Raw genomic sequence first — 19,178 nt, 5'->3', positions numbered from 1 at the left:
CGGGTCCTGTGGGGGCTGAGGTAAAATCTACTTTCCCCAAGCGGGTGTAGCTTAGTGGTAAAGCTCCAGCCTTCCAAGCTGGCTATGCGGGTTCGATTCCCGCCACCCGCTCCAGATCACTCGGGAACGAGTTCGCTCCCGTTTCGCGTATCCTCCGACCATGCTTGCTGCAATGTTGGCTTTGGCATTGGTCGCACCGGGCGACGTCGACCGAGGGATCTACACGATCCACTACGCGATGGACGGGAAGGGGCCCGCGATGGTCATGATCGTGGGCGGTCCGGGCTTTCCGGGGTCGACGCTTGAGCCGCTCGCAGCGCAGATCCGGCACAAAACAACGACCATACTCTTCGACCAACTCGGTACCGGCGGCAGCCGATCCAAAAGTGGCAAGCAGCTCAGTCTCAGTCTGAAAGCCACGATCGAGGACCTGGAGGCGCTCCGCGAGCACCTCGGCCTCAAGAAGTGGATCGTCTTTGGTCAAAGTTGGGGCACCTTTGTGGGGATGACCTACGCTTCTCAACATCCGGAACGAGTCAGCGGACTGGTGCTGGCAAGCAATCCTGAGCCGAACGACGAGTTTGGTCCGACGCTAGACACCCACCTCCGCATGCGCCTGACGACCGAAGACGCAGCGAAGATCGCCGAGCTAGAACAAGAAGCGGATTCGACTCCGATCGAGTCGACGCGCAAGCTGCTGTGGGTCTACATTCCTTACTACTTTTACGACCTTGAGCTTGGCCGCAAGCTGCGCGACAAGTGGGACTCGAACGAGTTCAAGCCCGAGGTGATGTTCAGCTTATTCGCGGACATCTTGCCTGGCTCGGGGTTCATGCAGGATCTCCCGCGGGCGATGAAGCGGTATCGCGGGCCGACCCTATTGCTGCAGGGTCGTCAGGATCCGTGCGGCGCGAGCGCACCGTTCCAGATCAAGGAGATGCTGCCCCAGGCCAAAGTCGTGTTGATCCACAAGGCGGGCCATTTCCCATGGTTGGAGCAGCCCAAGGCGTTCACGGGGCCGCTACTCGAGTTTGTGGATCGGGTCGGCAATCGCTAGTTCCGCGGTCGAGGCGGTCGAGGATCTCTTCGACGGTGGCCGCGAGCTTCAGCCGGTCGAAAGCGGGGAAGTCGCCGTGATGGTGGGCGAGCTTCATCCATTGCTTGAGCCGCATCACGAGGTGCTTCTCATGCTCGAGCCCTTGAGCGCGCGAGATCGTGACGAAGCGCTCGAAGCAACCGAGCCAATCGGGGGCAGAGGGCTTGAGTGCGAGCCCAAGTTCCGCCGCAATTTGGCCGGGTAGAGCAGGGTTGGCGAGTGCTCCGCGGCCGATCATGAAGTGGATGCACCCAGTCTCTGCTTGGCAACGACGGAAATCGTCGGGGCTCCAGATGTCGCCATTGGCGACCACGGGGACGGGCACGGCGCAACGGACTTCGCCGACGTGCGGCCAAAAGACCGGCGGCGTGTAACCCTGCATGCGCGTCCGCGCGTGCAGGGTGATCCAGCTTGCCCCGCCCAAGACCGCACGCCGCGCATTCTCGTGGACGTCGTCAATGGACTTCCAGCCGAGCCGGAGTTTGGCCGAGACGGGGATGGCCTTGGGGACTGCAGCGCGGATGCGGGCGACGATCTCCTGAATGCGCTCGGGGTGGCGCAGGAGGCTCGCGCCGCCGTCGTTGCGGTTCACGGTTTTGGCGGGGCATCCGAAGTTGACATCGATGGCGGTCGCACCGGCTTCCACGGCAGCCATGGCCGACCGAGCCATCCGATCGGGATCACCGCCCAGAATCTGGACTTGGACAGGCAGCCCCGAACCGGTTCGTGCGCCTGTGCTGAGTTCGGGGACGTGGCGTAGGAACGCCTTGGCATCGAGGGCCGTGCCACTCACGCGGATGAACTCGGAGACACAGTAGCTGAACGCGCCGAGCTCGCCCATGAACTCGCGCATGGGAGCGTCGGTGACGCCCTCCATGGGTGCGAGGATCAATGCGGGCCGATTGGCGTCGAGCATGCAAGGCTAGTGTACGCCCACGAACTTGATGTCCGAACCGCTACCTAGCTCGATGCCGATGGAAAGCGCGTGCCAGGAAGCGACAATTCACTTCGCTTCGTGCAGCCTCCGAGCGTGAACGCGGCACGATAGCGATACGATGATCCTGGCTCGTCGATTGTGCGAGAGTGCCCGGAGTTCAGGGATTTTCACTCCCGAACAACTGGGCGATCGCCCGCGATCGATACTCGAAAATCCGTTCTACTTGTCCGCGGACAAATAGCCGAGTGAACATGGGCGCGAGCGGTCCACCCGGCACGGCGTAGCGTAGCGAATCGGTGACCACTGTGGACGAACCCTTTGCCCGAAAGCCATGCTCATGCTCCCAGAGCAGGTAGGGCCCCTTCCTTTGCACGTCGATGAACCGAATTCCGGGCTCCCACACGGTGATCTCGGTCAACCAGCGGAACGGGACGCCCAATAGCCGCAACTGGTACTCGATCAGTGCGCCCGGCTTCATTTCGATCGGCCGGTTGGTCAGAATCTTGAACCGGAGAGAGGCGGGGGTGAGCTTCTCTAGGTTGTCGGCGTTCGAGAAGAACTCAAACACTTCATCGAGGGGCGCGGGGACAACAACTTCGCGGTTGAGTGTGTAGGTACGCACTCGTGTTCTACGGGATGGAGCGTCCGTCGTAGGCACGAAGAGACGTGGAGGGCCGAGTACTTTGAAGATGGTGGGCGGTACAGGACTTGAACCTGTGACCCCTACAGTGTCATTGTAGTGCTCTACCACTGAGCTAACCGCCCGAAGGGACTTCTATTATGAACCGACGTGAATTGGAAGTCAAGGAGGGGAGCGGGGTGGAGTATCATGAAGTTGAGGTTCAGGGATTGAGCCGCCAATAGTTTCCAGGAGGAACCATGAGATTTTCGATGGACAGCATGTTTGAGTCTGACCCGACTCCCAAGCCCGAAGCGGTGGCGATGGCGTACGACGCCTACTGGCTGCCAGTCTTTGTGAGCCACTTGGCCCAGCCCAAGCTCAGCGCGCTGGATGTGCTCCACGCTTCGTTTCGCGGTACGTTCGAGCGTGCCCTCCTGAATATCCAAGAGACCTACCGGCGCAATCCCGCCGAATTCGCGTCCCGCAAGATTCATGTGGCGGATCTGATGCCGGGCGAGGATGTGCCCGAGGGGATACGGTTCAGCTACCGCGTCGATGCGACGGGACTGTACATCGCCGATCTCTTCACGCGGTCGCAGCATGCGCTGTTCCACGTCGAGCGCACCCGTCGGTGATACCGAGGCCCGCTCTTCCCGTTTCTTATTCGGGGCCCGGCTTAACTGGATGTTAACTCGGGCACGGTAGCGTGTGAGTGTCTGCCTTGGGCGGCCTCAGCACCTTGAAAACCGGTCCAAAATGCTAAACTAGCGAGCAGCTCACTCGATCCGAGCGGGCCAGCAGGAGGATTCATTTGGGTAGTGCATACACACCTGGGCTCACCGTAAGTGGAGACATCGTTGTCCGTCGCGTCCGACGCTTGCCCATCAAGGGCGAAGTGCTCGTACAAACTGGGGCTGCCGTAGAGCCCGAGGCGGTTGTCGCCCGTGCGCTACTGCCTGGCGTGCTGCAGACTCTGAAGCTCGCCGAGAAGCTCGGTGTCGAAGCCAAGGAGATCCGCACGTTCTTCACCCTGAATGAAGGCGATTCTATTGAGGTTGACCAGCTAGTCGCCGAGACGAAGGGCTTCTTCGGGATCGGTAAGAGTCGCGTGGTGTCCGAGTTTGGGGGCACGATCGAATCGATCAGCGAGATCACGGGCAATGTGCTCGTGCGCCAACCACCCATCCCCGTCGATATCACGGCGTACATGAAAGGCAAGGTCGCCGACGTGATGCCGGATGAGGGCGCGATTATCGAAACCCGAGGCGCGATGATCCAGGGGATCTTTGGCGTGGGCGGCGAGCGCGTGGGACGCATCCGCGTCGCCGTTGATGGCGCGCACGACCCGCTTGATTCGCGCCACGTCCTCGATTCCGATCAAGGCGCGATTCTGGTGGGGGGCAGCATGATCACTGCCGACGCCATCCGTCGTGCCGAACAAGTGGGCGCAGCGGGATTGATCGCAGGCGGCATCCGCGATGCCGACCTCGTGAGCTACCTGGGATATGACATCGGTGTGGCGATCACTGGCCAAGAGCCCATACCGCTCACGATGATGATCACCGAAGGCTTTGGTTCTCTCGCTATGGCGGACCGGACATTCAAGTTGCTGAAGTCGCTTGAAGGCAAGATGGCAAGCATGAATGGAGCAACGCAGATTCGAGCTGGTGTTATCCGGCCCGAGATCATTGTTCCGCTTGAAATCGAAGGTGGTACCGCTCATGTGGCAGCCAGTGGTGGTGAGTTGGGTCCGGGCACGCCGATCCGCGTGATCCGAGAGCCCTACTTCGGCCAACTGGGTACGGTGACCGAGCTTCCTGCGCAACTGCAGGTGGTGGAGTCCGGCACTGAAGTCCGCGTTTTGATGGCCAAGCTGGAGAATGGCGATATTGTCTGCGTTCCACGCGCGAACGTAGAGATTATCGCCACATGAAGATCCTAGTAGTTGACGACGAACAAACCATCCTCGAAACGATAGAGGCCAAACTGCGCAAGGAAGGGTTCACCGTGTTCACCGCGGAGACCGCCGAAGAAGGCATGCGCATCTATCGTCAAATGAAGCCCGACCTGCTCGTTCTTGACGTCATGCTCCCGAACCGGTCGGGCTTCGACCTGTGCAAGGCGATCCGCCGCGAGAGCAAGGTCCCGATCATCTTTCTCACCGCGCGGGCTTCGGAGCAGGACCGCGTGGCCGGGCTGGACATTGGGGCTGATGACTACGTGGTGAAGCCATTCAACTTGTCCGAACTTGCGGCTCGGGTCAAGGCGGTGCTGCGGCGGTCGGTGGGCAACGAGCCCCTGGAGATCATCGACGCGGGCGGGCTAATGATCAACCCCAAAACGCACGAAGCGGAATTGGATGGCCAGACGCTGTCGCTCTCCCCCAAGGAGTTCGCCCTGCTGTACTTCCTTGCCCGAAACCCGGGTCAGGTGTTCTCGCGCGACACGCTCCTTGATCGGGTTTGGGGACCCGACTCGTTCGTCTCTGCACGCACGGTCGATGTCCACGTCCGGTGGCTGCGCGAGCGAGTGGAAACAGACCCGAGCTCGCCGAGCCGTATCCTCACGGTCCGAGGTGTGGGCTACAAGTTCACCGGCTAGGGCACAAAAAAGCCGCCCCACCGGAGTGGGACGGCTTGGGGTGATCCTTTCGGATCACCGATTGAGTGCTTAGTGACCGCCAGCGGCCTTCTCAGCAGCTTCGCCAGCAGCCTTACCTGCATCGGTCGCAGCGCCTGCAGCAGCATCGCCAGCCTTGGTAGCGGCTTCGCCAGCAGCTTCGCCTGCCTTCTTAGCGGCGTCGCCAGCAGCTTCGCCTGCCGAGTGGGCAGCGTCCTTGGCAGCGTCAGCGACTCCGCCAGCGGCATCGGTGGCAGTGGTGCCAGTCTCAGGAGCAGCGGTGGTAGTGGTGTCCGTCGCAGCCTTGTCGCCTTCCGGCTTGGCTTCGGTCGAGGATGTTGCGCCGTCGGCCGGCTTCTCCTCAGCGGCTGGCGAACAACCAGTCATGAGGGCAGCGGCGAAAACGCCAGTGATGAACAGTGCAATGATTTTTTTCATAGGCAACCTCCAGTGTTTGCGGTCACGCAACCGCACTTCGCCTCTTGTGCGAAGTTCACACAATAATACCAAACCCGGTCTTATTGCATGAGTTCCCGCGGGACCTGCTCATTTGTCGAAATTTTTGTTATTTTCCATTTCGAACTCGGGAGCAGTCCCCACTTCAAGACGGACTCGCGCTCAAACTCGATGCGCACGTCCTTCAATTCAAGTGTCTGATTGAAGAGCAGGATCTGCATTTTGACTTTCGCGTTCGCTTGAATGGCCGCCTTATCGCCTGTAATGCTGAGGTGTTCGTCGGTGAGCGCGATGTCGGGTTTCGACTTGCGGACGAAGTCCGCGACCGATCCCATCCCCGGGGCAGGTTCGCCATCCAGAGTTGCTCTCGTACTCACAAAATCTGTGACCGGGCCCGATCTTCCTTCACGGCTGGCGGTCAATGCGTCCTTGAGCGCAGTACGGATGAGCTCCTCATCGCTAGGACCTGAGCACATGAGGATGAACCCAACCGCCGCGAGGCCGATGAGCAAAATACCAAATATGAGTCCGCGATTCTTACGCATGGTTCACCTCATCGTCGCGCATCCAGTGCGACTTGTTGTATGTCCGACGCCATCTGACTCTTCAACTGTTCGAGGTCGTTGAATCGCTCTTGGCCACGCACACGCGCCAAAAACTCCAGGCTCAGAGCAGTGCCGTACAGCGAATCGCCAGGATATTCCAGCAGGTACGCCTCCACCACTCGTGGCCGATCGCCAACCGTGGGGCGGGACCCGATGCTCACGGCGGCAGGGAAGACACCGAAGCGCGTCCGGGCCATTGATGAGTAGACGCCGTCACCTGGTATCGCCAGCGTCGCAGGCAACTCTAGATTCGCGGTCGGGTACCCGAGCGTGCGACCGAGCTTCTCGCCATGCCCGACGACTCCGGTGAGCGAGAAGCGTCTACCGAGCAGCCGAGCGGCATGTTCAACATCTCCGGACTGGACTGCACCCCGAATCTCGGAACTGCTGACTCGATGACCGTCGACGCTAAAGGGCGGGAAAGTCTCGGCCGAGATCCGCTCGGCGACCCATTCGCCGGTCCCCTCGCGGTCCTTTCCGAATGCGAAATCGTGGCCGATCACAAGCTCGCGGGCGTGCAGAGTCTGTACAAGGATCTCGTCCAGGAACGTCGAGGCACGGGTCGTGGCCAACGCGGCATCGAAGTGGAGTACGACCGTCGCCGCAACCCCAAGCTCAGCGATATGCGCAAGGTTCTGCGCCAAAGAGCCGAGTGCGGGAGGGCAGCGGTCCGGCGCAAGGACTCTTGCCGGATGGTGATCGAAGGTCACGACGACGGCGGGGAATTCAAGTTCCGCCGCACGTTGAACGGCGCGCCGAATCAGGGCTTGGTGGCCGAGGTGAACGCCGTCGAAGGTGCCAATGCACACCACTGCGTTCGACCACGCGATGTCCTGATTCTGCGCGCCGAAGATTGTCAGCATTCGGTGGGGAGATTACTCCACCACGATCACGCTTGTGGGTCGATTGAACTGCCCATTGCCGGAGCCGGTCGCTCCAATGGCAACCCAGTTATCTCCGTTCATGTTGTCGATGCGGACGATCCGATTGTTGCCGGTGTCGGCAACGTAGATGCGTCCCGCGGCATCAATGTCAAGGCCTTGAGGGCCATTGAACTGGCCATTGCCTGCGCCCGTGGTGCCCAGAGCCCGGGTTCCAACACCGCTCAAGTTGTCCATGCGGACGATGCGATCGCCACCAGTGTCCACGACGTAGATCTTGCCATCAGGCCCCACCTTGACTCCTTGCGGGAGGGTGAAGAACGTCAACGACGTCGGACTCCAAGCAAAGCCAGCGATCCCAGCGCCGCTTAGATCATCCCAGCGCATGAGCCAGCCGCTGGTCGGATTGAGGCTGTAAATTCGGTTGGACGAGTCCGTTGCGATGGCACCGCCCTCGAAGGAGTATCCGACCAGGTCGAGCACGGACCACGACGCACCGGTCATGTCCGACATGCCCGTGATGCGACGCTTGCCGGTATCGCAAATGAAGATCGTTCCGTTAGGAGCGACGCTGATGGCGGCGGGAGTGGTGAACTCAGCAAAGACGCCTGCGCCAAAAGAACCGAAATTCACACGATTAGCAGCTGCAATCGTGTCCATGCGGACGACGGCGTTGCCAGACGGGTTCACGTAATACAGACGCTTGCTGCTGTCACGGGCGATTGCAACGGGCGAAACTCCGCCGCTGATGCCCGTCGCGTGGGTGGCCCAATTCGAGCCGCCCATGTCGGTCATGCTGGCGAGGCGGTCGTTACCTTGGTCGGCGACCACAATCTGGAATGCGGGCGCGCCAGAAGTGCTGCCCGAGGTTGAGCCGGCGGTGCTGCCCGCAGTGCTGCCCGCAGTGCTCCCTGCGGTTGCGCCACCGCCACTTGTCGCGGCGACTCCGCCACCGCCGCCACAACCCACGATGAGCGCTGCCGCTACACAGAACGCTGCCACACCAACCCAACTCTTGTTACTAACCATCAATATGATTCCTCCACAATACGATACATCGGCCAAAATGAAGCCGTACTCCGTTAAGAAATGTAGACGGATGTAGGCTCAACTCAGTTCATTCTTATGCCGCTCACGATTCAATGGGTCGCCCCAACCGCTCTTGGAATTTCTAGAGCGCTCGCGAAGGCATGCAAAGGACCATCGGTACTGACGGCTTTGGACGACCGTCAAGTTCCCATCCTCGCCGATCTTCATGACGAAGACGACGACCGAGAAGTCCTGGGACTCAGCGAGCTTGTTCGCCGAGTCACCGTTATTCTGCGCGAACCGACCCGGCCCATCGCAAGAGAGTACGAACGGGATGCAGTTTTAGCTTCAGTCCTCACCAAGCTATCGCCCGAATCTCCCCTCTCGGCGTGCCAGTTGTATGCAGGCTTGCGCAAAGAGGTCGCTGATGTCCTGACCGAGTTGCGGCACTACGGTATTACGGCGGACGAGCTGTCCCAAGTCGCTACGGAGCAGGGCACCGAAGGAGACCGACTCGCCGAACTCACACATTTGATGGTGGCCGAGTCCGAGGGCATGGCGAGTGTGGGGAGAACGCATCTCACCGAAGTGCTGCTCGGCCAGATCGGACGGGAGCTACCGGAGCGAGCCACCTTCGCGGGCATCGGCCAGCTCGTGGTTCTCACAGGGAGCCGCCGCTTGCCGGTCGCTTGCGCATGGCTTCGGTGGCTTGCAGATCTCGGACTTCCGATCGTTGCGCTGATTGAGTCGCTCGGCCCCGAGTCGCCCACATTTTCCCAGGCCGCGCTCATCGCTCAAGACTTGGGGGTGGACCAACCTGTCACAACTCCCCAAGCCGCCGGTTGGCTCGAGACAGTCTTTTCTGAGCGCAAAGCAACCGAAGCCCCGGAGGTGTCGATGCTCGTCGCGCACGATCCGATGAGCGAGGCGGAATGGGCGGTCCGAGAGGCGTTCCGGTCGATCGAAGCGGGCGTGCCGATGGACCAGATCGCGTTTGTGGCGCGAGACACGAGTGTCTATGCGCCGCTACTGCTGGCCGCTGCTCGACAACTCCAGTTGCCAGTCATGGCCAGCTACAAGATCGAACTGGGAGCAAACTCCCTCATCCAGTTTTTGATGCGCATCCTGACCTCGCGGTCGGATGGAGACGTCCGTGAGTGGGCGGTACTGGCAAAGAGCTCGTACTTGAACTTCGACTCCGAGGTTCAGCGGAACATCGGAGAAGCCGTGTTCGAAGCACGAAGGTCGCGAGGAAAGGAGTGGGACGCGCTGGAGCAGTGGTCCGAGGCGCAAGGCGAAGTCACTCACGCCCTGACCAACATCTTAAGTTGGTACCGGATCGCATTGCAGGAGGATCGTTCCTATGTCGGGTGGCTAGAGCATCTCCAGGCCCTGTTTGTCATCGACCCATTTCCCGAGCGGGTGGCGGGTGAACTGAACCCCACGCGAGATCGCGACCTGCAAGCGAAAAATCGGTTAGAGATCATCTTGAGTCAGTTCGCCTCGGTGACCGAAGTGCAGGGAAGTGGCGCGCTCAGTTTTCAGGCTTGGGTCCGGTTCCTGAAACAGCGAGTGGACGAGGGGGAGGTTTGGTCCGCGCGACGCAGAGACGGCGGCGTACGGCTGGTCTCTGACCCTGGGCAAGCGGCCCGCAGCCAGGTCGTTCTCGCACTGGGGGTGGTCGAGAGCGCGTACCCAACGCCGAGGACCGAGAACGCTTTACTGAGCGACGCGGATCGTGCGCTACTGGAGAGAGAACTTCCCACCCGACCTGCCCTCCCGCGATCACCGTCACACACTGACGACGAGCGGGATGCGTTTGTCCGGCTCTGTGGGGCCGCATCGCGGCGGCTCGTCTTTCTGATGCCGGAATCGCAGGAGGAGCGCGAGGCGACGCCAAGTTACTACGTCGAGCGGCTGGAGCAAAACCTCGGCGCAGGGTTCAAGCGAGTGCTCCACGGGCGTGAAAACGTAGTGCCCACGGCGGCAGAGTGCACGCTCCCGTTCGATTTGAACCTGCGCTTGGCACTTGATGGGCCGCGGGACGCCCCACCACTGCGACGACTCCAGACGGATGCTGCTAAAGGGGTGGTGCGTCCTCATTGGGTTGAGGGAGTCGAGATCGCCGAGCTGGCGTCAGGCCTGAACTGTGCATTCCAATCGGCATGCCGACACCGGTTGAATCTGCGGGCCAAGGGGGCGAGCCAATTCCACTGGCGATTGCCGAAGATACCGGTCCGAGCGAATCTGGCGACTCAACCCGATGCGAATGCGGCAAAGGCAGCGCTCGAATCCGCGCTCGACGAGACACTGGATGAAGTCTTTCCGCATGCGGACCGTGCCGAGCTCAACCTTCTTGAAGCGCACGGGAGGAGGGCCATCGCTGGTTGGCTTCAGCGTGAGTTCTCCATGCGTGAGCAACTGGGCACGGGCGCGACGTCCTCGACCGCCCAAGTTCGTCTTGGCGAGCACGGAACTGGAGCCGAACTGAAGCTCCCGGGGAGAACTCTGAAGCTCAAAGGCACGGCTCCGGCAATCACCCAACAAGACGGCATCGCGTTCGTCCATCTGTTCCATGCCTCCGCGCCGTCCAGCAGGCTCCCGAATCACGACACCGGACCCCACCTGGATGAGCACAGGTGGTTCGAGACTTACCTGTGGATGCTTTCGCTGTTCAGAGTCGCGCCGACGTTTGGAGCGTCGGTCGATTCTATGAGTGGCGAGCGTCAAATCATCGTCATTTGGAACGCCGAAGAGTGGCGAGCGCTCAAAAACAACGTCCGATGGAAGCGGCTACCCGCAGAGCGAGGTCCGTTCGCGCGGCACGTCATGGACTTGGTGCAGCGCTCGTTCGAATCCCTTGACGCGGGAGAAATGGCTCCAACGCCGGGACAAGCGTGCGAGCGCTGCCTTTACGGAGAACTGTGTCGTGTGTCGTCGCAGTTTGGTGAAGCACTTCTTCCCGAGGAGGGCTCGACCGATGATCGAGCTGTCTGAAGAGCAGTCGGCGGCGGTCAATCACGCGCCGGCCCGGTTTTCGGTGATTGCGGCAGCCGGAGCAGGAAAGACTCGGGTGCTGGTGGCACGGTTCGTCAATGCGGTCCTGCTTGGGCGAGCCCGAGCCGACGAGATTCTCACGATCACCTTCACGCGTAAGGCCGCACGGGAGATGCGGGCACGCATCGTGGAGCAGCTCCGTAGCGCGGGCCGGTTTGAAGATGCCCAGCTTGCGGAGACGGGGCCGATCCAGACCGTTCACGGCTTCTTACACCGAGTCCTCCGCGAAAACGCGCTCGATGCTCGGATGGACCCGGAGGTCGAGATCGCCAGCGGCGCGGAATCGCGGACCATGCGGGAACTCGCGCTCGCTCGTGTCTTGACTGCGCCGGAACTCCTGAGCCCCGCAGCGAACGCGCTCATCTCGGAGCTCGCAGGTGAGCGGGTCTACAACTCGACGGATCCCCACGGCAAGCTTGGCGCGTTGGTCCATGAGGCGGTGGATGCACTGCGTATCAGCGGTCGGCCTCTCCGGGAGTTTGAGCGGATCTATGCGGACGCCTTGAGCCTGCAAGAAGCCTGGACAGATGTATTCCTGGCGAGCTTCGAGCCCCCCGCCCGAGCGATTTTCGAGGAGACGACAGGATCGGTGAGCGAGCGCTTGCTGGCGGTCAAAGCCAGCAGTAAAAACGTCGCGTGGATGAAATCGACGACCATCGAGACTGAGGAGCGCTTCTACACGACTCTGTGCGCGTTCATGGAGATCGCCATCGAGACGTGGCGGCAGTACGGCGCGGAGATGGAACGCGCCCAGAGATTCGACCAAACCGAACTGGAGTGGCGCGGGGTGCGGCTTATTACGGACGTCCCGCGTGTGCGTCAGCGTCTACGGGACCGGTACAAGCTGCTGCTAGTGGACGAGGCGCAGGACCTCAACCCGATACAGATGTCCCTGATTCAAGCGCTTCAGATCGAAGACGAGATGCTTGTCGGGGATGCGCAGCAGTCGATCTATGGGTTTCGTTACGCCGACCCGCAACTGTTCTTGGATCGCGTCGAGTCGCTACCCAGCGTAAGGCTTGCAAGGAATCATCGCACGAAGGAGCCGGGGATCTTGCGGTTTATCGACGACTACTTTGGCAAGCGTTGGAAGTCGCATTACGTGCCGATGTCTCCTACCGAAGATCTCGAGGACCCGTTTGGCGCGCCGGTCGCGCAGGAGTTCACGGGCGTCGAACTTTGGAAAGCCGACCTTGGCCGCGATGAAGCTATCGTCAGTGGCATCCAGCGGACGCTCGGGGACGGGATACCGGGTAACGCAATCGCAGTGCTGTGCCGAACCGCCAAGGAATGCTCAAGCATCCAGGGTGCGCTCGAGCGCGTCGGCATCGCCAGCCGGGTACTGACCGAAACCGAGAAGTTCTACACCCGGATGGTGGTGCGAGACATCGCGAATGGTCTTGCCGCCTTAAGCGACCCGAACGACGGCCTGGCGTTGCTCTCCATGCTCCACAGTCCATTCGTGGATCTTTCCCTTGATTCGGTGGTCCAGATCGCGAGCCACGAGAATACGCGCGAGGCCATGCTGACATTGGATTTGGAAGATGCCGACGACGCAGCCAAGTTGCAGAGTTTCCGCAGGTGGCTGGAGCCGCTGTCCGGGTACGCCGACCGTCTTCCTGCCTGGGAAGTGCTGAGCCTGCTGTTCGCCGAGACGGAGTACTTGCAACGGCTGGCGCGGGGGGTGCGTGCGCGGCAAGACGTCGCCAACGCGCGCCGGGTGTTAGCGCTTGCTGCCGCGTCGCCGCATTGGGGTCCGCGGGAGTTCGGGGAACATATCCGAGCGGTCCAGCTCATTGGCCACCGAGCGGGCGAGCCAACTTGGATCGATCCGGCCGAGGATGAAGTGACGCTGATGACAATGCACGCTGCCAAAGGGCTCGAGTTTCCGGTGGTGGTGGTGGTGGCCGATACAATGGGTCGGAACAAGGCCGACAAGTCCAGGTTTGACAGCAGAACCGGGCTAGCCTATGTGCCGCTGGAACCTGGAGCGAGGCCGTTCGCCAAGCAGTGGCTGGATCACTTGTCGATGAGTGCGGAGTTGGCGGAGCGTGACCGTCTGTACTACGTCGCGATGACCCGGGCGGTGGAACGGCTCATCCTCGTCGCGTCGTCCACTTCGGAGGCCTCGACCGCATCGAGGCACCTGTACCAAGCGACGCGACTCGCGGGTGGTCGTGCCCCAGGGATCGTGGAGTTTGGCGGTGACAACCCCGACGACCGCTGATTCACCAGGTTCAAACAGCGCTGGTAAACTGGCCAGCATGTCGAACCTCATCGCCAGCGTTCAGTTTGCGCCGGACAAGGCGGAGGTCGCGAAAAACCTGGATCGGCTGGCCAAGATCGTCCGCGACGCAAGCGAGGCGGGGGCCGAACTGATCGTGACCCCCGAGACGAGCGTCACCGGCTACTACCTGGAGGGCGGGGTACTTGAAAGCGCGCTCACCGCCGAAGCGCTTACTCAGGAGTTGGGCAAACGGTTCGCGGGGCACGCCCGGCCGTTCGACGTGCTGGTGGGCTACTACGAATCGCACCGCGAGGACGTTTTCAATTCTGCGAGCTACTTCGAGTGGTCAGGAACAGAGCTCCGTTGCATCCACACCTACCGCAAGTTCTTCCTGCCGACGTACGGAGTCTTCGATGAGGAGCGATTCATTGCCCGAGGTCACGAACTCGGTGTCTTCGAGACGCGGTTTGGCCGAGTCGGAGTTTTGATTTGCGAGGACATTTGGCACTCGATCTTGCCGACTCTGGCGGCGATGGCGGGTGCGACGATCTTGCTCGTTCCGAGCGCCTCTCCCGCCCGAGGATTCTCAGGCCCGAACCCGGGCAATTGGGAGCGTTATCGCCGGCTGCTGATCGCGACGGCTGAAGAGCACAGTGTTTTCTGCGTGAACTCGATGTTGTGCGGCTTTGAGGGCGGCAAGGGGTTTGTTGGGGGTGGCATGGTCGTCGGTCCGAACGGCGACGTCCTCGGACAATCGCCGATTGGGGAAGAACACGTGCTTCTGACCGAGATCCACTTTGACGACGTTTCCGTCTCTCGTGCGGGATCGCCGTTGCTCAGTGACCTTCGCTCAGCGTGGTCCGATGTTGTACGCCTTGCCTCTGATCTGCGCTAAGACCGACGGATCGTCGCGCCCCTTCCGTGCCCGGGGAGCCCCTCAAGCTCGCTAATGGTTTCGATCGCCGGAATGAGCGGGCGCAGATCGTCCGCGGTCAAGTGGGAGAGCGATTGCACCTTCAGGAAGTCGGCGACGCTCAGCGGACTGCCAAACCTGGCCGCAGTGGCGGTTGGCAGCGTATGCGACGGCCCGACCACGTAGTCGCCCCCGGACTCCGGAGTCCACTCACCCATCATGATGCAACCCGCGTTGTAGATTTCGTGAGCGAATCGCTCTGGATCGGCAACGGCAAGCGTTAGGTGTTCCGGGGCGATTTGGTTTACCCACCTCTGGGCTTCCCCCACGGAATCGGTCACCAGGATCGCGCCTCCTGCCAGGAGCGCGCTTCGCATGACCTCAGCGCGCGGGGCGTCCCCAAGCTGACGGTCAAGCTCTGACAGGAACGGGCGTTCGAGATCGCTGCCGATAAGCACGGCAAATCCCTGGTTGTCTTCGGCGTGTTCGATTTGAGTGAGAAGATCCGCCACCGCGAAGCGTAGATTGGCACCGGAATCGACGACGACGCACACTTCACTCGGACCCGCGTAACCGTCTAACCCGACCTGACCCCAAAGCTGGCGCTTGGCTTCGTTGACCCATTTGTTGCCCGGGCCGACGACCTTGTCCACGCGCGGCAGAATCTCGGTGCCGAGCGCCAGCGCAGCCACGGCCGCCGCCCCGCCCGCGCGATAAAACGGAAATCCGCCTGCGAGGCGGCCGGCCACAAGCAAGGCTGTGCCGGTGTCGCCTCTTGATCGAGCCGGGCTGACGAGGACAATCCGTTCCACCCCGGCGACATCGGCAGGAATGGCGTTCATGAGCACGCTGCTGGGGTACTGGGCGAGCCCGCCGGGGACGTAGATTCCGACCGATTGTAACGGGCGCATCCGCTGGCCAATCGTTCCGCCATGAAGCTGCTGGGTACGCCATTCGGCGGCTCCGTGGGGGGTCACCTCCCAACCGGACTGGATCGCATGCAACTGCGCTCGGTGGTAGTCGCGAATCCGGTCCGCGGCCAGGCTGAGCGCGGACTCGGCGTCTGGCTCGATCCGCGCGGCGGAGACTTCCTCCGCCGGAACCCATAAACTCTTGAGATCCGGTGAGTCGAATCGCTGTCCCGACTCCAGAACGGCTTGGTCGCCGCGCGCTGCTACATCGTCAATGATCCTAGCCACCGCGTCGCGCAGGGCGGAATCCCGTGTGACACCGCGAGCGGAAAGAAGCCGGTCGATTTCGGGATCACCGCTCTGCAGCACCCGAACGGTCATGCGCGAACGAGGCCCTTAGCGCGACGCAATCGCTGTACCATTCGGTCTGGGCCGAGCGTCGCCATCAGGTCCCACAGACCGGGGCCTGCGGTCTTGCCCGTCAGCGCGACCCGCGTCGGGTGTACCGCCGGGCCGATCTTCTCAAACCCGTGCGCCGTACAGAACTCTCGGATGGCGACTTCGCACTCTTCGGTCGTCACGCTGGATTTGCCTTCGAAGCGGGCAATCAAGAAGTCGATCAGCACTGGCACGTGCGCCTCGCCAAACCACTTCTCAACGGCCTTATCGTCCATGGGTGGTTCGTCTTGGAAGAAGAAGGCGCAAGCAGGCCCAAAGTCGGCGAGCGTCACAACCCGCTCCTGCTCCAACCGGATCGCCTCGCGCACCAGACCCGGATCGCGACTGGCGGTTTCGGTGAGCAACTCAAGCGCGGCCAGCGTCCCGTCCGCATGCGCCTCGCGGGACCAGTACTCCGCGGTGTCCGGGGCCTGGGCAAACCCGACAGTTTGGCTTACGAGTGCTCCCGTGTCTGCCGACCGGATGGCGTTTCCGTTCATCCATCGCAGCTTGTCCAGATCAAAGACGCCCGGCGACGGCTGCAATCCGTCCAGATCGAAAGCCTCGATCAGTTCGTCCATCGTCAGGATTTCGCGATCACCCTTGGGCGACCACCCGATCAGTGCGACGAAGTTTGCCAGCGCGGCGGGCATGTAACCGGCAGACCGGTAGTCGAGGACGCGAGTATCGCCATGGCGCTTGCTCAGCTTCGAGCCGTCCTTCCCCTTGATCACCGGGCAGTGGACGAATACCGGGCGCTCCCACTCGAACTGATCAAACAGCATCGCATGCTTGGGCGCGCTGGAGATCCATTCCTCGCCGCGCATGATGTGGGTGATGCTCATGAGGTGGTCATCCACCATCGCTGCAAAGTGATACGTTGGCATGCCGTCGGCCTTGATCAAGACGGGATCATCGACCGTATCGCTGTCCCACTCAACCCGACCGCGGATGAAATCCTGGATGACGATGGTCTGACTGCGTGGGATGCGCTGTCGGATCACGAACGGTCGGCCCGCCGCTTCGGCAGCTTCGACCTGGGCCGCAGATGCGTCCCTCCAGGTTCCTCCAAAGTAGCCGATGGGCTGCTTGTTCACCTGCTGGAACTCGCGCATCTCGGTCAACTCTTCGGGGGTATCGAACGCCTTGTAAGCATGGCCACGCTCAAGCAGCACCTGCACCCACTTCTCGTAGATGCCCAACTCCTTGCGTTCGCTCTGGCGGTACGGCCCGCAATCGCCGCCCGCAGTGATCCCCTCTTGAAACTGAATGCCAAGCCAGTTGAGACTCTCCACGATCTCGTCTTCGCAACCGGGTACAAATCGGGTTCGGTCGGTGTCCTCGATACGCAGGATGTTCACCCCGCCGTGGTGGCGCGCAAACAAGTGTTTGAACAGCGCGTCGCGGATGTTGCCAACGTGGGGGCTGCCAGTTGGGGAAGGGGCGTAGCGAACTCGAACGGACATGGATAGTTGCAAGGATACCGGACGCTGGGATCGGGACCAATTGCCCTATCGGTGAGCATTGCCTCGTCTCTTCCGATACAATAGTGACAACGTAAGCTAGCCCGACACCCCGTGAGTGAAAACTATGGCCTCCGTGAGTTCCGTTGAGTGGTTCTATATCGGTCACTTTGGACGCTTGGGACCTCTAACCGAGGACCAAGTAGTCGAACTGGTGCGTGACGGTGTCATCGAGAAGAAGACTTACGTTTGGCGAGCGGGCATGCCGGACTGGTCTCACGCGGACACGGTGCTTGAACTGATCCCCACGTTCCGTGAGATTCACTCGCTCACGCCGCCGCCTGAGCCCGTTGCGACCCCCAGCCCTTCGTTCGGCGGGTATTCGTCTCCACCCATTTCCCCGTATGGCTCTTACCAGCAACCGATGGCGTACGCACCGCTGCAGACCTACGCCCATGGGCCGATCAATTTCGCCTCGCTACCTCGAAGCGACAAGAATCGCCTGATCGCTGGGATTGTTCAACTTATCATCCCTGGAAGCGGGCGAATGTATTTGGGCTACTGGGCCCAAGGGTTTGTGCAGCTGCTCACGGCTCCGATCTGCGGCGTTGGGTTCATCTGGTCGGTCGTCGATGGCATCGCGATGCTTTGCGGCAGTACGAAGGTTGACGGCTACGGCCGGGCGTTGAACGATTAGCCTAATATTTCCGTCACCCCTCGCGCTCTCGTGCGTTAGAACAGAGAGAAATGGTTCGACGACTCCCCGTTTTGATATTGGTCACGGCACTCGCCGCTGGGTTATCTGCCCAACGGACGCAAGATGCCCCACCAGAAACCCGGATCACCATGCAGATCGCGGGGCGCGGTAACGTCGTCATCCGCCTATACACGGACGAAGCGCCGAAAACCACAGCCCACATCTCCAAGCTCGTGCGCGACGGCTTCTACGACGGGCAGAAGATTTTCAAAGCGGTCAAGAAGCCGAGGCCATTCCTCGTCCAGTTCGGCGATCCGCAAACGAAGACTCGGCCGATCGACGACCCGGCGATGGGCACCGGTGGCACGGGTACCAAGATCCCTTACGAGGCGAGCGGCCTGCGCCATGTGCGCGGCGCGGTAGGACTCTCGCGGTTGCCCGAAGACAAAGATTCCGGCGATTGCCAGTTCTACATCATGCTCGGGGCGTACTCGTTCCTGGATGACAACTACACCGTCTTCGGCCAAGTGGTCGAGGGGCTGGATTTGCTGGACTCGCTTGAGCCCGGCGATGTCGTGACCAAAGTCACCTACGTGAAGAAGTAACGCGCGGCATCGGGTAAACCGTCGCCATGGATCTGGGCGAGCTGCTCGAAGCCAGTGGAGCGATTCTCCGGGGGCACTTCATCCTCACGAGTGGGCGGCACAGCGACGTCTACTTCGAGAAATTTCGTGTGCTTGAGCAACCGAAAGTCTTGAGCACCCTTTGCGCCGAGATTGCCCAGCATTTCCAACACTCCAAGATTGACCTCGTGGCCGGTCCCACGACGGGCGGCATTATCATCGCGTTTGAAGTCGCCCGCCAGATGGGACTACCAGCACTGTACGTCGAGAGCGAAGGCGGAAAGAAGACACTGCGTCGCGGCGCAAGCATTCCGCGGGATGCGCGCGTTTTGGTCGTGGATGACGTTCTAACCACTGGGACTTCCGTCCGCGAAGTGACCAGTTTGGGCCGCGAGCACTCGGCTCAGATTGCGGGTGTCGGGGTGCTCATCGATCGTTCAGCCGAACCGCTCGACTTCGGCGCGCCGTTGTTTGCCTCCTACCGAGTGGAGGCTCAGACGTTCGCTCCGGACAACATTCCCGCATGGCTTGCGAAAACACCACCTCAAAAGCCTGGTACACGACCTATACTAACTTAACCTATTCCTATTCAAGCGACGCATAT

18 protein-coding genes and 2 tRNA genes are annotated in these 19,178 nt (G+C 61.2%); 11 read left to right on the top strand and 9 right to left on the bottom strand.

All coding sequences use genetic code 11. The features are described from left to right. The first annotated feature begins 40 nt into the window (after window positions 1-40). Window positions 41-114: transfer RNA gene (locus tag JNM85_07300), tRNA-Gly, on the top strand. Window positions 115-160: 46 nt separating this feature from the next. Then, window positions 161-1,057, top strand: coding sequence for an alpha/beta hydrolase (locus JNM85_07295; GenBank protein MBL8087860.1), 897 nt, complete (start codon window positions 161-163; stop codon window positions 1,055-1,057). Here JNM85_07295 and JNM85_07290 read toward each other — a convergent pair. From JNM85_07290 to JNM85_07280, 3 genes are all read right to left on the bottom strand, one after another. After that, window positions 1,011-2,012 (bottom strand): tRNA-dihydrouridine synthase family protein, encoded by a 1,002-nt coding sequence (locus tag JNM85_07290; protein ID MBL8087859.1) that lies wholly within the window; start codon window positions 2,010-2,012, stop codon window positions 1,011-1,013. The genes JNM85_07295 and JNM85_07290 overlap by 47 nt on opposite strands. A gap of 178 nt (window positions 2,013-2,190) precedes the next feature. After that, window positions 2,191-2,655: an SRPBCC family protein gene (locus JNM85_07285; protein MBL8087858.1), complete on the bottom strand. Its 465-nt coding sequence runs from the start codon at window positions 2,653-2,655 to the stop codon at window positions 2,191-2,193. 68 nt (window positions 2,656-2,723) lie between these two features. After that, window positions 2,724-2,798, bottom strand: a tRNA-Val gene (locus JNM85_07280). 114 nt (window positions 2,799-2,912) lie between these two features. Here JNM85_07280 and JNM85_07275 point away from each other — a divergent pair. The 3 genes from JNM85_07275 (at window position 2,913) to JNM85_07265 (ending at window position 5,256) form a co-directional block, all read left to right on the top strand. After that, on the top strand, window positions 2,913-3,290 hold the full coding sequence (locus tag JNM85_07275; protein MBL8087857.1) for a hypothetical protein: 378 nt from the start codon (window positions 2,913-2,915) through the stop codon (window positions 3,288-3,290). A 176-nt stretch (window positions 3,291-3,466) separates the two neighbouring features. Next, the gene (locus JNM85_07270; GenBank protein ID MBL8087856.1) at window positions 3,467-4,588 is read left to right on the top strand and encodes a hypothetical protein; all 1,122 of its coding nucleotides are present in this window, start codon (window positions 3,467-3,469) and stop codon (window positions 4,586-4,588) included. After that, window positions 4,585-5,256: a response regulator transcription factor gene (locus tag JNM85_07265; GenBank protein MBL8087855.1), complete on the top strand. Its 672-nt coding sequence runs from the start codon at window positions 4,585-4,587 to the stop codon at window positions 5,254-5,256. Before JNM85_07270 ends, JNM85_07265 begins: the two co-directional genes overlap by 4 nt. A 69-nt stretch (window positions 5,257-5,325) precedes the next feature. On the opposite strand, the gene JNM85_07260 is transcribed toward JNM85_07265, so the two are convergent. From JNM85_07260 to JNM85_07245, 4 genes are all read right to left on the bottom strand, one after another. Beyond that, the gene (locus tag JNM85_07260) at window positions 5,326-5,712 is read right to left on the bottom strand and encodes a hypothetical protein (protein MBL8087854.1); all 387 of its coding nucleotides are present in this window, start codon (window positions 5,710-5,712) and stop codon (window positions 5,326-5,328) included. Window positions 5,713-5,792: 80 nt separating this feature from the next. After that, complete coding sequence (locus tag JNM85_07255; GenBank protein MBL8087853.1) at window positions 5,793-6,275, bottom strand: hypothetical protein; 483 nt, start codon at window positions 6,273-6,275, stop codon at window positions 5,793-5,795. 8 nt (window positions 6,276-6,283) lie between these two features. Then, window positions 6,284-7,198 carry a bifunctional riboflavin kinase/FAD synthetase gene (locus tag JNM85_07250; protein ID MBL8087852.1) on the bottom strand — a complete coding sequence of 305 codons (915 nt, stop codon included), beginning with the start codon at window positions 7,196-7,198 and terminating at the stop codon, window positions 6,284-6,286. A gap of 12 nt (window positions 7,199-7,210) precedes the next feature. Continuing rightward, the gene (locus tag JNM85_07245) at window positions 7,211-8,245 is read right to left on the bottom strand and encodes an NHL repeat-containing protein (GenBank protein ID MBL8087851.1); all 1,035 of its coding nucleotides are present in this window, start codon (window positions 8,243-8,245) and stop codon (window positions 7,211-7,213) included. Window positions 8,246-8,434: 189 nt separating this feature from the next. Here JNM85_07245 and JNM85_07240 point away from each other — a divergent pair, with 189 nt between their 5' ends. From JNM85_07240 to JNM85_07230, 3 genes are read left to right on the top strand one after another with little or no spacing between them, the layout of a single operon-like run. Then, window positions 8,435-11,242: a hypothetical protein gene (locus tag JNM85_07240; protein ID MBL8087850.1), complete on the top strand. Its 2,808-nt coding sequence runs from the start codon at window positions 8,435-8,437 to the stop codon at window positions 11,240-11,242. Continuing rightward, complete coding sequence (locus JNM85_07235) at window positions 11,226-13,529, top strand: UvrD-helicase domain-containing protein (GenBank protein MBL8087849.1); 2,304 nt, start codon at window positions 11,226-11,228, stop codon at window positions 13,527-13,529. Before JNM85_07240 ends, JNM85_07235 begins: the two co-directional genes overlap by 17 nt. 37 nt (window positions 13,530-13,566) lie before the next feature. Further along, window positions 13,567-14,424: a hypothetical protein gene (locus JNM85_07230; protein MBL8087848.1), complete on the top strand. Its 858-nt coding sequence runs from the start codon at window positions 13,567-13,569 to the stop codon at window positions 14,422-14,424. Here JNM85_07230 and hisD read toward each other — a convergent pair. After that, window positions 14,421-15,734, bottom strand: a complete 1,314-nt coding sequence (gene hisD / locus JNM85_07225) for a histidinol dehydrogenase (GenBank protein MBL8087847.1) — start codon at window positions 15,732-15,734, stop codon at window positions 14,421-14,423. The genes JNM85_07230 and hisD overlap by 4 nt on opposite strands. After that, the gene (locus tag JNM85_07220) at window positions 15,731-17,257 is read right to left on the bottom strand and encodes a glutamate--tRNA ligase (GenBank protein MBL8087846.1); all 1,527 of its coding nucleotides are present in this window, start codon (window positions 17,255-17,257) and stop codon (window positions 15,731-15,733) included. The genes hisD and JNM85_07220 overlap by 4 nt, the downstream gene beginning before the upstream one ends. A 133-nt stretch (window positions 17,258-17,390) precedes the next feature. Here JNM85_07220 and JNM85_07215 point away from each other — a divergent pair, with 133 nt between their 5' ends. Genes JNM85_07215 through JNM85_07205 form a run of 3 tightly spaced genes read left to right on the top strand, consistent with a single transcriptional unit; the run spans window position 17,391 to window position 19,152 of the window. Further along, a complete protein-coding gene (locus JNM85_07215; protein ID MBL8087845.1) occupies window positions 17,391-17,951 on the top strand; it encodes a DUF4339 domain-containing protein in 561 nt (186 codons plus the stop codon). Between the two features lie 50 nt (window positions 17,952-18,001). After that, on the top strand, window positions 18,002-18,556 hold the full coding sequence (locus JNM85_07210; protein ID MBL8087844.1) for a peptidylprolyl isomerase: 555 nt from the start codon (window positions 18,002-18,004) through the stop codon (window positions 18,554-18,556). 26 nt (window positions 18,557-18,582) lie between these two features. Then, window positions 18,583-19,152, top strand: coding sequence for an orotate phosphoribosyltransferase (locus JNM85_07205; protein ID MBL8087843.1), 570 nt, complete (start codon window positions 18,583-18,585; stop codon window positions 19,150-19,152). The last annotated feature ends 26 nt before the right edge of the window (window positions 19,153-19,178 follow it).

Origin of the sequence: Chthonomonas sp. (assembly GCA_016788115.1) — a bacterium.
Lineage (GTDB): Bacteria > Armatimonadota > Fimbriimonadia > Fimbriimonadales > Fimbriimonadaceae > UBA2391.
Note: the sequence above shows the minus strand (reverse complement) of the source record. Positions and strands in the feature narration are given on the sequence as shown.